At 54.5% G+C, this 12,683-nt stretch carries 12 protein-coding genes and 1 tRNA gene; 8 read left to right on the top strand and 5 right to left on the bottom strand.

All coding sequences use genetic code 11. From position 1 onward, the window contains the following. The first annotated feature begins 51 nt into the window (after positions 1-51). The 3 genes from bglX to D3P08_RS24250 all read left to right on the top strand — a co-directional run bounded on the left by bglX (position 52) and on the right by D3P08_RS24250 (position 4,166). Positions 52-2,253 (top strand): beta-glucosidase BglX, encoded by a 2,202-nt coding sequence (bglX, locus tag D3P08_RS24260; RefSeq protein WP_240647733.1) that lies wholly within the window; start codon positions 52-54, stop codon positions 2,251-2,253. A gap of 199 nt (positions 2,254-2,452) precedes the next feature. Next, the gene (locus D3P08_RS24255; RefSeq protein ID WP_119602717.1) at positions 2,453-3,454 is read left to right on the top strand and encodes an alpha/beta hydrolase; all 1,002 of its coding nucleotides are present in this window, start codon (positions 2,453-2,455) and stop codon (positions 3,452-3,454) included. Between the two features lie 202 nt (positions 3,455-3,656). After that, positions 3,657-4,166: a C40 family peptidase gene (locus D3P08_RS24250; RefSeq protein ID WP_119602716.1), complete on the top strand. Its 510-nt coding sequence runs from the start codon at positions 3,657-3,659 to the stop codon at positions 4,164-4,166. A 66-nt stretch (positions 4,167-4,232) separates the two neighbouring features. Here the strand turns inward: D3P08_RS24250 and D3P08_RS24245 are convergent, their stop codons facing one another. Continuing rightward, positions 4,233-5,960 (bottom strand): methyl-accepting chemotaxis protein, encoded by a 1,728-nt coding sequence (locus D3P08_RS24245; protein ID WP_119602715.1) that lies wholly within the window; start codon positions 5,958-5,960, stop codon positions 4,233-4,235. A gap of 325 nt (positions 5,961-6,285) precedes the next feature. Here D3P08_RS24245 and D3P08_RS24240 point away from each other — a divergent pair, with 325 nt between their 5' ends. Continuing rightward, the gene (locus D3P08_RS24240; RefSeq protein WP_119602714.1) at positions 6,286-6,753 is read left to right on the top strand and encodes a GNAT family N-acetyltransferase; all 468 of its coding nucleotides are present in this window, start codon (positions 6,286-6,288) and stop codon (positions 6,751-6,753) included. Between the two features lie 109 nt (positions 6,754-6,862). Here D3P08_RS24240 and D3P08_RS24235 read toward each other — a convergent pair whose 3' ends face one another. Next, positions 6,863-7,384 carry a hypothetical protein gene (locus tag D3P08_RS24235; RefSeq protein WP_119602713.1) on the bottom strand — a complete coding sequence of 174 codons (522 nt, stop codon included), beginning with the start codon at positions 7,382-7,384 and terminating at the stop codon, positions 6,863-6,865. Between the two features lie 155 nt (positions 7,385-7,539). On the opposite strand from D3P08_RS24235, the gene D3P08_RS24230 reads away from it, so the two are divergent. Both D3P08_RS24230 and D3P08_RS24225 read left to right on the top strand, forming a co-directional pair. Further along, a complete protein-coding gene (locus D3P08_RS24230) occupies positions 7,540-8,136 on the top strand; it encodes a DUF2087 domain-containing protein (RefSeq protein ID WP_119602712.1) in 597 nt (198 codons plus the stop codon). Continuing rightward, positions 8,133-8,537 (top strand): secondary thiamine-phosphate synthase enzyme YjbQ, encoded by a 405-nt coding sequence (locus D3P08_RS24225; RefSeq protein ID WP_119602711.1) that lies wholly within the window; start codon positions 8,133-8,135, stop codon positions 8,535-8,537. The genes D3P08_RS24230 and D3P08_RS24225 overlap by 4 nt, the downstream gene beginning before the upstream one ends. 6 nt (positions 8,538-8,543) lie before the next feature. Here the strand turns inward: D3P08_RS24225 and gluQRS are convergent, their stop codons facing one another. Then, complete coding sequence (gene gluQRS / locus D3P08_RS24220; protein WP_119602710.1) at positions 8,544-9,512, bottom strand: tRNA glutamyl-Q(34) synthetase GluQRS; 969 nt, start codon at positions 9,510-9,512, stop codon at positions 8,544-8,546. Positions 9,513-9,620: 108 nt separating this feature from the next. Further along, a tRNA-Asp gene (locus D3P08_RS24215) sits at positions 9,621-9,697 on the bottom strand. 203 nt (positions 9,698-9,900) lie between these two features. Here D3P08_RS24215 and rarD point away from each other — a divergent pair. After that, complete coding sequence (rarD, locus tag D3P08_RS24210; RefSeq protein ID WP_119602709.1) at positions 9,901-10,785, top strand: EamA family transporter RarD; 885 nt, start codon at positions 9,901-9,903, stop codon at positions 10,783-10,785. An 83-nt stretch (positions 10,786-10,868) separates the two neighbouring features. Here rarD and D3P08_RS24205 read toward each other — a convergent pair whose 3' ends face one another. After that, positions 10,869-11,639 carry a hypothetical protein gene (locus tag D3P08_RS24205; protein WP_119602708.1) on the bottom strand — a complete coding sequence of 257 codons (771 nt, stop codon included), beginning with the start codon at positions 11,637-11,639 and terminating at the stop codon, positions 10,869-10,871. A gap of 134 nt (positions 11,640-11,773) precedes the next feature. Here D3P08_RS24205 and D3P08_RS24200 point away from each other — a divergent pair, with 134 nt between their 5' ends. After that, positions 11,774-12,664, top strand: a complete 891-nt coding sequence (locus tag D3P08_RS24200; protein ID WP_240647732.1) for a gluconate 2-dehydrogenase subunit 3 family protein — start codon at positions 11,774-11,776, stop codon at positions 12,662-12,664. The last annotated feature ends 19 nt before the right edge of the window (positions 12,665-12,683 follow it).

Below are 12,683 nucleotides of genomic sequence, written 5' to 3'. Positions count from 1 at the left end.
TCCCTATTATAATAAAAGCATATTGGAGAGGGAAGGGAGTGCACTGCGAACATGACAACTGAAGCATCGCCGCGCCAATGGATGACGCCCGAGATCGCGCAGCAGGCACAGCAGATTTTATCCGGCATGACGCTGGAGGAGAAGGTCGGGCAGATGACCCAATATGATTGGGGCTATAACCCGATCAACCCGGAGACAGGGACTTCGGCAAGAGAGCTGCTGCTCGAGGAAATTCGCCAGGGCAGAGTGGGCTCCATCTTTAATGTATCGGGAGCCGAAGAAGCGAATGAGCTGCAGCGGCTCATCCAAGAGCATACGCAGCATCGCATCCCGCTTTTGATCGGACGAGATGTCATTCACGGATATAAGACGGTATTCCCGATTCCGCTAGCCCAAGCGTCCGCATGGAACCCGGACTTGGCAAGACGGACGGCGGAAGCGGCGTCGCGCGAATCGATGAAGGACGGCGTCGCCTGGGTATTCGCGCCGATGATCGATATTAGCCGGGACCCGAGATGGGGACGGATTGCCGAGAGCATCGGCGAGGATCCGCTGCTCACTTCGGCATACGCCAAGGCTTGGGTTGAGGGCGCGCAGGTTCAGGAGGGAGCGGGCGAACGGACGGCCAGCTGCCCGAAGCATTACGCCGCATACGGCCTTGCGGAAGCGGGGCGCGATTACAATACCGTCGACCTGTCGGACCGCGTGCTGCGCGAGGTTATTTTGCCGCCGTTCCGGGCAGCGGTGGATGCTGGAGCGCTCAGCATCATGGCTTCCTTCAACGAAGTAAACGGCATTCCCGTATGCGCGAATTCCTACTTATTGAAGACCATTCTTCGCGACGAGTGGGGCTTCGAGGGGGTTGTGGCGAGCGACTACAACGCGCTTCAGGAATTGATCGTGCATGGCGTGGCGGCGGACGAGGAAGAAGCATGCGAGCGGTCCGTTCTTGCCGGCTGTGACATGGATATGCATTCCGGCATTTATATGCGGTATCTGCCGAAGCTTGTTCGGGAGGGCCGGGTGCCGGAGAGCGCGATTGACGAGTCCGTGCGTCGCATTCTAGCTGTGAAAATCAAGCTTGGCTTATTCGAGCAGCCGTACATTAACATTCAGTCCGGGGAGTCCGCCGCGGCTGATCGCGCCGCGTTCACAGAGCTGGCGCGCGAAGCGGCCCAACAATCGATAGTCCTCCTCCGCAACGAAGGACAGCTGCTGCCCTTGAACAAAGAAGGCGTCAAAATCGCCGTCATTGGACCGCTCGCGGACAACAAGAAGGATCCGCTCGGCTGCTGGGCGTTCGACGGCAAGCCGGAGGATGTGGTGAGCCTGCTGGAAGGCGTTCGGCATGCGGAGCGGTCGGGGGCAAGCGTGCTGTACGCGGAAGGCTGCGCCATCGATTCGGAGGACGAGAGCGGCATCGAAGCTGCTGTCGCTATAGCGCGCCAAGCGGATGTCATCGTGTTGGCGCTTGGAGAATCGCTCGAGATGAGCGGCGAATCGCGTTCCCGCACCTCGCTTGATCTGCCGGGCGCGCAGCGCAAGCTCGCGGAAGCGGTAGCGGGCGCCGGCAAGCCGGTCGCGGCTGTCCTGCTGAGCGGAAGACCGCTTGCGCTGCCTTGGCTGAAGGAATACGCGTCCGCCATCGTTCAAGCTTGGCATCTTGGCGTCCAGAGCGGCAATGCGATCGCCGATGTGCTATTCGGCGATTACAACCCAAGCGGCCGTCTGCCCGTCACCTTCCCGCACAATGTCGGGCAAGTTCCGATTTACTATTACCGGAAGAAAACCGGCAGGCCGCCGGGCGGGGTATATTCCTCCTATTATATCGATTCGACGACGGAGCCGCTGTACCCATTCGGTTACGGACTGAGCTATACCGCGTTCGAATACGGCACCATCACGGCGGACCGGACATCGATGACTGCGGACGAAGAGCTGACACTGACGGTTGCGGTAACGAATGCGGGAGAACGGGCTGGCGAAGAGACCGTTCAACTCTACGTGCGGGATGAAGCGGCAAGCGTTACGCAGCCGCTTAAGAAGCTGATCGGGTTCCGGAAGCTTCGACTGGCGCCGGGCGAATCCGCAGACGTAACGTTCCGCGTCGGCGCAGACGCCTTGGCTATTCTGGACCAGCACATGAATTGGACAGTCGAGCCTGGAGCTTTCACCATGTGGATCGGCCCGAATGCAAGCGAGGGGCAATCCATCAGGCTGCAGGTGGAAGCGAAGCAAATGGTAAGGCAATAGCTGCTGCGAAATAAAATCGCTCCTATTCGGCAATCGGCTGAATGGGGGCGATTTTTTATTGTCTGCTTAGATCGCGGATCCATAACGAGCGGCTAAAAATGGTCTGAATTGGACTACGATGTTGTCGGAATAACGGCAGAGCTTCTGCGCGAGCGAGCTGTAGGATAGGGGTATCATACTGAGAGGATGAAGCATCCGCATGAATAAGCTTAGAAGCATTGGAAAAGGGCTTCTTCTGTTAATGACCATGATTGGACTTGCGATTTGGTGCCAAATCGTGAGGTCGCCCGCGCCGTTTATTCGCTGGTTTCGGCGGCTCCCCGATCCCGGTCCATCGGCTCCGCCCGATTTTGCCGCCTATGAAGGCCTGGTTGACGTTCACAGAGATGCGGAATATCCTTCGTCTTTCCGTTCCAACCAGCTGGATCTATACAGCCCGAAAGGCCGCAGAGACAAGCTGCCGACCATTCTATGGGGACACGGCGGCGCCTTCGTCGCGGGCGATAAGTCGGGGACGGCTTACTGGTGCACGATGATGGCGAGCAAGGGGTATACGGTCGTCAGCATGAATTATGAGACTGCGCCTGAAGCTCATTATCCCGCGCCGATCCATCAGATGGCGGAGGTATATCAGTATTTGAAATCCAAGGAGGAGCAGTATCCGACATTGGATTTGTCGCGGCTTATAATAGGCGGTGATTCCGCCGGCGCTCAAATCGCTTCGCAATTTATTGCGGTACAGACCAATCCGGAGCTAGCGCGGGTGACCGGTATCCCAGCCTGTGTCCCGAGCGAGTCGCTCAAAGCGGCAATCCTCTATTGCGGACCTTATAATGTAAAGCGCCTAGCGAACGCAAAGGGAAGAATCGAGCGATTTTATATGAATCTATTGGGCTGGGCTTATATCGGCGTGCGGAATTGGCGAGAAAATGAAAAGTCGGAGCATGCGTCCACGGTCAATTATGTGACGGAGCAGTTTCCGCCGGTCTTCATAACGGATGGCAATACGGGCTCGTTCGAAAAGCACGGCCAAGAGCTTGAAGGGAAGCTTCTAGCCAAGGGTGTGCCTGTAACCTCTTTGTTTTTTTCGATTACCGAAGGAACGGTGCATCACGAGTATCAATTTAAACTGGATACGGAGGAAGCGGCCCTTTGCTTCAAAATGACGCTTGCTTTTTTGCATGATTGCTTAGACAGTTAATCCTCAACATTTTATTTAGTATGGATGCAGCGAGGATTAGCTATTCGACAAGATGCATCTAAAAGAGTTTTTTTCCTCCACAAGAAGATATTGACTAATGAGAAACTGCTCATAAAGCCCATCCGCCTATTTCATCATGATATACTCCAATACATCAACTGGCGCAACACAGCTTCAATACAACTTAGGAGGTACATCATAGATGAAAGCAAACTGGATGAAAAAGACACTTATCGCAACGACTTGTTGTTTGGCTCTATTTTCTGTACAAGCTGTAGCCGGCAATGCTTATGTCGGACAAGCCCATGCGGCATCCTCGACGACGGCATCCGCCAAAGCGGACAGCATTATCTCAATGGCCAAATCTTTGCGGGGCAAAGTCACGTATAAATTCGGCGTCAACAACCCAAGCAGATTGTATTTCGACTGCTCCTCGTTCACAAAATACGTGTTCGGCAAATATGGCGTCAGCTTGAAATGGGGCACGAAGTATCAAAAGCTGCAAGGAAAGTATGTATCGAAAGCGAACTTGAAAAAAGGCGACCTCATCTTCTTTAATAACGGCAAATCGAAAACAGTCAGCCACGTCGGCATTTATATCGGCAACGGCCAATTTATTCACAACACGATCAGCAGCAGCTTTAACGGCGTTCGAATCAACAAGCTGAGCGATTACTCGTTCCGTTACTCGACGGCAAGAAGAGTGCTGTAAAGAAAGAATAGCGTATAAAAAAACCATGGAATCATGCCGGACAAGCCGGCGATTCCATGGTTTTTTCTATACTTTGAACTGGTCGATCTGCGACTGAAGCTGCTCGGCCATCTGTGAGAGCGCTTTGGCGGAGACGGATACTTCCTCCATCGAGGCAAGCTGCTCTTCCGTTGATGCGGTTACCTCTTGCGCGCCTGCGACGGTAGATTCCGAAACAGACGTTACGGCTTTCATCGCGGCGACAATCTGTTCCGCGCCGGCCGCCATCTGCTCGATCGAGGAGGATACCTCTTGAATTTGCCCGGTTACAGAGTGGACGGAGTCTTGAATCAAGGTAAAAGCCTCGCCTGCCGAATGTACGGCATCGATGCCGGAGGCGACCTCCTGCGTGGTTACGCCCATGGTATGAACGGCGCGCTTTGTATCCTTCTGAATCGCGTCGATAAGCTCCGCGATTTGAGCAGCCGACTGAGTCGATTGCTCCGCCAGCTTGCGGATCTCACCGGCTACAACGAGGAATCCTCGACCATGCTCGCCGGCGCGTACCGCCTCAATCCCCGCATTTAAGGACAAAATATTCGTTTGCTGCGCGATGGCAGTGATGGCATTCAGAATTTGTCCGATTTCCGCTGAACGTTCGCCCAAGCTATGAATGTCCCCGGATAATCCTTCAACCGTCTGATGAATCGAATTCATTTGCCTTACCGCCGTCTGAATCGCCTCGGCGCCTTCAGCCGCCTTCTCGTAAGCGCCTGCCGCCGTATCGGACACATGCTGGGCGCGGTCCGCAATATGCTGAACGCCTGTCGACAATTCGCCGATCGTTTTGGATGCTTCCGCAAGGTGATTGAAGCCGTTTCCGGCATCCGCCGACACTTGCTGCATCGTTTCCGAGATTTGAACGGTTGCGATCGAGGCTTGCTCGCTTGCCGCTGTCAGCTGCTGCGCAGAGGAGGCTACCTGCTCCGTGCTGCCCGCGACATGCTGGATCAGCACACGGAGCTGATGCGACATTTTATTGAAGGAAGCGGCGAGCTCGCCGACTTCATCTTTTGAGCGGACGGTTACGGGTTCTGAGGTCAGATCGCCTTGCGCGATCCGCTCGGCCGCTTTCGAAATCACCACAATCGGTACGGCAATGATGCGGCCGACAACGCGGGATACGATTAGACCGATTACAATCGCCGCAACGCCTAGGATGAGAACCAGCTGTTTTATATCCCGGACCTCGTCTTTAACGGTCATTTTGCCGTCGTTCAGCAAGCCCTCCTGAAAGTCTTCCAGCTCCTCGGCCTTCTGGTCGAACGCTGCGATAATGTCTTGCCCTTTGGTCGAGATAAGGTCCGTATATTTTTGGGTGTCGTTTTTAACCTTCAGCTTTATCGCCTGATTCGATGTATAATAAAAATCGTTCTCCAAGGCGATAAGCTCCTGCAGCAAAACCTCAGCCTCAGCGCTTTTAATGATGGCTTCCAGTTCTCGGCTTAAATCCTTGTATGTATTATGCGCGTCCGTAAAATCTTGCAGAGAATCTGCGTCGCCGAGCAGCAAATAACCGCGAACGCCGGACTGCTCCTTCTTCACCTGGACGTTCAACTGCTGAATCAAATTCAGCTTATAGGACTTATCGTCTACAATGTCCGTGTAATGATTGCTGACTCTTGTGATTTGCACAAACCCGACGGCGACCGTAGCGCAAAGGATAATCAGCACGGCCATAAAACCTGCAAACATTTTCCGTCGAATGGTGAAACGGAAGGATTGCCTGTTTGGAAGCTTGAAAGATAGTTTCATAGTACGACTCCTAACTCCTATTTTATCGATATGTCGAATTTTTTGCTTTTCAAATATATTACAAAAGGACCAGCTTTACAATGTTAAAATCTATAAAGTTATAGGTTATTTCTATAAATGGAAACGATGCCTAGGTTATATGTTAAGAATGGTGACATGCGATTTCCCGAATTGGGCTTGAATTCATTATATCGGTTCAAGTCGAAAGCTGATTCAGTGGTATTTCGTGGGAGCTGATGAGCGGGAACTTTAACGAAAAAGGCTGGACCAAAGAATGAGCATATGATAAATTGAGCGAAACGTTAGAAGCGGGAGAGGTTGGGCCATGATTGTTGAATTGAACCATAAAGACGCGGACACAGCGCAAAAGATGCTAGATGTGCAGCTTCCTTCCTACCTGGTCGAAGCGGAGCTGATCGGCTTCCATGACATACCGCCTTTGCGCGATACGACGGCAACGATCCGGGAAAGCGGCGAATCCTTTATCGGCTTCACCGTTGATCAAGAGCTTGCGGGGTTCGTCTCCTATGAGCTTGCGGACGATGGCAATTGCGTAGACATTTGCAGAATGGTCGTGCATCCGGACTATTTCCGCAGAGGCATCGCAAGACAGCTGTTGTCTCATCTGCTGGCAGGAGCTGCCGCCCATAAGAAAGTAACGGTAAGCACAGGCGAAAGGAATGAACCGGCCAAGTCCTTATATAGAAGCTTTGGCTTTACGGAAGCGAAACAGATTGAGATCGCTCCCGGCGTGAAGCTGTCGCTATTCGAGCTGCCGGCAGTGCGCGGATAAAGTGAAAAGCCTTCGGAATCGCGCCCTCTCATGGGCGGATCCGAAGGTTTTTTATTTTGCACACTCTGTAATGACCAGCCCTATGAGGAAGCGGGGCGAGGAAGTCCCTTCATGCGATAAAATCGTGCGGATGGCGTCTAATATGATCGGCGATCGCGCGGCAGGTCGAGGGCAGTCCTGCGAGGAGCCTGCCATACAAGCTCGCGGTAATGTCCGCCAACTCCGCCTCCTTAAGCAGGTCGTCGAATGCGGCGTCGAACCTGTCCAGGCTGCGAGGATGATTTCGCATCGCGAGCGCCGCGGCCATATTCTCCGCGATGCCAAGCGTCGCGATGTCTCCAAAAAAGCGGAGGCCGGATAAGACGCCTAGCCAACGCTTCGGCCTCGCCATAAAATAAGCGGTCCACCAATACAGGTCGGCCTCGGATTTCACGACATGCGTGCAATACGCCCAGAACGGGAACAAAGCCTGCTGACCCTTGCTTAAGGTTCGGAACCCGCTTTCGCTGAAATCCTCTCCCTTCGTCTCGGCCTCCTTGTAAGCCCGAATCATAGGCGCGAAGCAAGCGGAGATCAGCGCCAGATCGTCCATCGCATTCATTTCTTCAACGCGTAATTTAGCTGTTAACAAAATATCCCCTCCGGCAACCATTGTATCTATAAAATTCCATATGGCGCAATTCCTGAATAAATGGGATTGACAGGTAAAGAAAGTTTGTGTATGATTCGATTTAACAAACATCTAATTAGATATTTATTAAATTAGATGCGAAAGGGGCTGCTGCGGTGCAATTAGATAAAGTGGTAACGTATCACAAAGCGTTAGCCGACCCGACGCGAATCCGAATGCTGATTTTGCTGGCCGGCGGCGAGCTGAACGGCGGCGAGCTGGCGGAGCGTTTGTCCGTCACGCCGGCAACGATAACCCATCATGCGGCGAAGCTGAGAGAGGCGAGCCTCATTAACGAGCGGCGGGATAAAAACACGATTTATTTCAGTCTGAACCATTACTTTATTAAAAATAGCGCTGCCGCAACGGAAGAGCTGATCTACCGGGGAGCGGAAGGGGGAGAAACGATGGAAGAAAAAAACGAAGCGATGCGCGCTTCGGTCATCCGCAATTTTTTCACGGCGGAAGGCAGGCTGAAGAGTATTCCAAGCCAGTTGAAGAAGAAGCTGATTGCGCTCGAACATATGGTGTCCCGGCTTGAAAAGGGACGCTCTTACTCGGAGAAAGAGATCAACGCATTTATTAAGCAATATCACGAGGACTTTGCGACGCTGCGGAGGGAGCTAATTATGCATCAATACATGTTCCGGGAAAAAGAAATTTACGAGCTCAATCCGCGCGAGCTGTGGACGAGATGGGAGGCGCTGTCATGAGCTTGCGGACGTATCAAATCGCTACGCGGCAGAGGGATCAAATGGCGGATATTACTTCCATGGTGCGTGAGGCTGTCCGGGAAAGCGGCGTGAGGGAAGGCTATGCCATCGTCTATTGTCCGCATACGACAGCCGGGATTGCGATCAACGAAAACGCCGATCCCGACGTTGTCCGCGACGTGCTGCGCAGATTGGATGAGCTGTATCCGTGGGAGCATCCGGCGGACCGCCACGCCGAAGGCAATACGGCGGCCCATTTGAAAGCGATCCAGACCGGCACGAGCCAGACCGTGCTTATTCATGAAGGAAAGCCGGTGCTCGGCACCTGGCAGGGCATCTATTTCTGCGAGTTCGACGGGCCGCGGACGAGAACGTTTTACGTCAAGACGATACAGGGCTAGGCCCGATTACGATTCTGTAATCCAGCTCAGCAGCCGATCCGTTAAAATAAACGGACCGTCCGATTGGCGGGGCGTCCGGTACAGCGGGATCAGCTCGCGGGATGCGACCGGCTCAAGCCGGTCCACCCAGCCTGCCATATAAGCGATAGCCCCGACTAGCCGCTCCGGCTGCGCGCCGCCATCCCGAATGGAGGCAAGCGTAAGCGATTTGTCGCGCTTGGACAGCCGTTCGCCGCTCTCGCTCATGACGAGCGGCACATGGGTGAACGAAGGCGGCTGCTTGCCGAGCGCCTCGTACAGGGCAAGCTGGCGGGGCGTCGAATCCAGCAGATCCGCTCCGCGCAATACGTCCGTTATGCCCATGGCCGCATCATCCACCGTAACGGCAAGCTGGTAGCTGTACATGCCGTCGGCGCGTTTGACGACGAAATCGCCAAGCGCGTCTCCGTCATAACGAATAGGCGAGTCGGACGAGCCGTCGAGGAACTCGATCGGCTCCGGAGGCATAATAAACCGAAGGGCCGGCGTTTTTTTCGCTTCTTTCTCCGCGCGTTCTTCGTCGGTGAGATGCCTGCAAAAGCCGGGATAAGCCGCGCCTTCGGAGGAGAGACCGTGCGGAGCGCTTGCGATAGAGGCCAGCTCGCTCCGGCTGCAGTAGCAGGGATAGGTTCGTCCTTTGCGCAGCAGCTCCTGGAGCGCGTCTTCATACAGCTCTTCGCGCTTGCTCTGCTCGTACGGCGCATGAGGACCGCCTGCGCGCGGCCCTTCATCCCAATCGATGCCGAGCCAGAGCAGATCGTCCTGCTGCTGCTCCGCATAAGCGGGCCGGGACCGCGGCTTATCGATATCTTCGATCCGCAATATAAACTCTCCGTCTGCCTGCCGAATTTGCAGCCAGGCCGCAAGCGCGCTTAATGCGTTGCCGATATGGAGCAGCCCCGATGGCGTCGGAGCGAATCGTCCCCTTCGTTTCATCCTGCACCCTCCTTATGTACAAGCTTTTTTCCTATGCAAAAAAGAGCAGCTGCCGCCGCTCTCTTCTGAAAATATGTATATTGCCCGGTCTGAGCAACGATTTGTAAATGGCGGAGCCGACGGGATTCGAACCCGCGGTCTCCTGCGTGACAGGCAGGCATGTTAGGCCTCTACACCACGGCTCCACACGATTAGGCGTGTCTCTCAGACACAAGAAGTATCTTACCATGCGTGTCAGTCCTTGGCAAGCTATTTTTTCAAGCCGTGCTTTTTTGGAACAAAATTCCCCTAATGGATGCCCATTTTTCATTTTGTTGTACAGCCGCCCGATCGGTAGTATAATTCCGTTCATGATTCATACAGAACCTTACTAGAACGGAGCATGAAGATGAAGAACGGATTACTATACGCCATTATTGCATACATCATGTGGGGACTTCTCCCGCTTTATTGGAAGCTGTTCGAGACGACGCCCGCGGGAGAAATTTTGTCTCACCGGATCATCTGGTCCTTTGTGTTCGTTGCGATTCTCATTGCGGCGCAGCGCAAATGGAGCGAGCTGAGGGCGCTGGCGGCGAACCGGTCGTCCTTGCTGTCCTTGACGGTTAGCAGCCTGCTTATCACGGCGAACTGGATGATCTTCATATGGGCCGTCAATAACGGTCATGTCGTGGAGACCAGTCTCGGCTATTATTTGACCCCGTTGTTAAACGTGCTGCTAGGCATCTTGTTCCTGCGGGAGAAGCCAAGCAAAGGACAATGGCTAGCGGTCGCTCTCGCCGGTGCGGGCGTATTGTTCGTCGCGATCGACTATGGCAGATTCCCTTGGATTTCGGTGTCGCTCGCGCTCAGCTTCGGGCTGTACGGCCTTGCCAAGAAAAAGGTCTCGCTCGAATCCAGCCTCGGCCTGTTTATGGAAACGGCGGTCGTGACGCCTCTCGCACTCCTGTACTGGATCTATTTGGGGGCGACTCATACGGCCACCGCGTGGTCGCTGTCCGCCGGATCTTTGCTCCTCCTGCTGCTTGCGGGAGCGGCGACGGCGCTTCCGCTGCTCTTTTTCGCCAAGGCGGCGAAGCAGCTGCCGCTCTCAACGCTTGGTTTCGTCCAATATATCGGGCCTTCGATTACGCTGCTGCTCAGCGTGCTTGTTTTTGATGAACACATCTCGACGGTGCTGCTTGTGAGCTTCTCCCTGATCTGGGCGGCGCTCGTCGTATTCGCGATGTCCTCCATCCGGAGGGCCAAATCTCCGAATCCTGCGGCTAGATAACCTGTACATGCGAAAAAAGCCCATCCGGACGGCGCCGTAAGGCGCTGCGGATGGGCTTTTTGGTATTGGCGGAGGAATTCCCGCTATTGCTGTCCGTTCTTCACCAACCGCAGAAGATTGCCGATGTCGCGCGCGATTTGATCCGGCGACATGTTGTCGGCAAGCGCGCCGGCGCGAATTTTTTCGATTGCCTGCACCGCTTCCGCGCCTTCAACGGTCAACACCTTCACCTCGGCGCCCATCAATGTCTTGATTTGAGAGGCGGCCATGGTCAGGTTATCGTGGTCCGTATTGCTGCTGTTGCCTGTCACGCCGCCAATACCTAAGCGGGGCGTCACGCCCCTGGCGGACATGCCCTCCTGCGGGTCGAGTAATCTGCGCTGAAGCTCATCGCTGCTGGAAGCGGAGGCATCGCGCTTTGCGGTTGCCAGCACGACGGTATCGTCGAACACGAAGACGCGCACATCCTCGATGCCCGCGCCGCTGAGGCGCGACTCCAGATGAGCGGAGAAGCCGTTCGAGTGCAGCCCCGAGCTGCCGATCATGCTGTAGACGGAGGTTCCCATGCCGTAAGTGGTTTGGCCGAGATTATTGGTCGTATACGTTTTTTGCCCGTTTTCGCTCGGGATAAGCGAGGAATCGCGCATCGCGTTCGCGCTTAAGCCGTTATTGTTGTTGCCGTTGTTGTTGGCGTTATTCTCCGCTTGGTGGTTCTCGTGGTTGTTCTGTCCTTCGGATGCGTTGCCTGCGTTATTGCCTGTGTTCCCGTTATTGCCTCCGTTATTGCCCCCGCAGCCTGTTAAAGCAATCAGCGCCGCGGCCGTAAGCGCGAACAGCTTCATCGATGTTTTCATCTGGGTCATCTACCTCCGTTAGCTCATTCAAATGTCGTTGTTAGGATAGCCCATGGCATCAAATGAATATTCATGCGCAATTGGAAAATAATAAGCCGGAATACATCAAGTTGCAGCATTATGGAGGTGTAAGTGTGGTACGGAACAACAGTAATGAGATGGTGGCGGAGAAGCCGGCGGAAGGCAGCGAGCCGGAACAGCAATCGACAGGCGAGCAAGCCGGATCGGCTCTAAGCAGCGATATAACATCCGATACGGACGTACGGGAATCTGCCGGTGTCCATGACCGTTCGCGGCGCAAATTCCTTGTCAATTCCGGTTATGTGCTCGGAACTCTCGCAGTAGGGGGAGCACTGAGCACGCTGTTCGGCTGCGCGAACGACAATGAAGGGAACAAGCAGGAGGAAGCGGCTCCTGCCGATGACAACAAAGAGACCGCTGCACCTAACTACAACCGGGCGCTTATGTATTTCACGCCTGCGCAGTTCCGCATCGTCGACAGCGCGACCGAACGCATTTTTCCCGAGGACGATCTGGGGCCGGGCGCAAGCAAGCTGGGCGTCGCCTTTTTTATCGATCACCAGCTCGCCGGAGATTGGGGCTTTAACGGGCGTGATTATATGCAGCCTCCATTCTATGCCGGCGAGAAAACGCAGGGCTATCAAGGCAGGCTGAAGCGCAGAGAAATTTTTGATATCGGCCTTCGCGAGATGGAGAACTACAGCATGACGAAGTACAGCAAAGGCTTCGCCGCGCTTGAGGCGGAGCAGCAGGACGAGGTGCTGAAAGCTTTCGAATCCGATGAAGCGAAGCTGACGACGATTACGGCGAGCACCTTCTTCAAAATGCTGCGGAGCGCCACGATTGAAGGCGTCTATAGCGATCCGCTGTATGGCGGCAACAATAATATGGACGGCTGGCGGATGCGAAATTATCCGGGCGCCCAAATGAGCTATGCCAATGTGATTGACAAAGATTTTACCAAGATGGAGCCGACCAGCCTGCAGGCACATATGGGCTCTTAAGGCGGCGAAGCGGGAGGAT

It is taken from the genome of Paenibacillus nanensis (assembly GCF_003583765.1).
GTDB classification, from domain to species: domain Bacteria; phylum Bacillota; class Bacilli; order Paenibacillales; family Paenibacillaceae; genus Pristimantibacillus; species Pristimantibacillus nanensis.
This window is presented reverse-complemented; position numbering and strand designations above follow the sequence as displayed.

Excerpts from the sequence above, each read along its gene's own strand:
- bglX (WP_240647733.1), top strand. The coding sequence starts at position 52 with ATGACAACTGAAGCATCGCCGCGCCAATGGATGACGCCCGAGATCGCG.
- D3P08_RS24255 (WP_119602717.1), top strand. The coding sequence starts at position 2,453 with ATGAATAAGCTTAGAAGCATTGGAAAAGGGCTTCTTCTGTTAATGACC.
- D3P08_RS24250 (WP_119602716.1), top strand. The coding sequence starts at position 3,657 with ATGAAAGCAAACTGGATGAAAAAGACACTTATCGCAACGACTTGTTGT.
- D3P08_RS24245 (WP_119602715.1), bottom strand. The coding sequence starts at position 5,960 with ATGAAACTATCTTTCAAGCTTCCAAACAGGCAATCCTTCCGTTTCACC.
- D3P08_RS24240 (WP_119602714.1), top strand. The coding sequence starts at position 6,286 with ATGATTGTTGAATTGAACCATAAAGACGCGGACACAGCGCAAAAGATG.
- D3P08_RS24225 (WP_119602711.1), top strand. The coding sequence starts at position 8,133 with ATGAGCTTGCGGACGTATCAAATCGCTACGCGGCAGAGGGATCAAATG.
- gluQRS (WP_119602710.1), bottom strand. The coding sequence starts at position 9,512 with ATGAAACGAAGGGGACGATTCGCTCCGACGCCATCGGGGCTGCTCCAT.
- rarD (WP_119602709.1), top strand. The coding sequence starts at position 9,901 with ATGAAGAACGGATTACTATACGCCATTATTGCATACATCATGTGGGGA.
- D3P08_RS24205 (WP_119602708.1), bottom strand. The coding sequence starts at position 11,639 with ATGAAAACATCGATGAAGCTGTTCGCGCTTACGGCCGCGGCGCTGATT.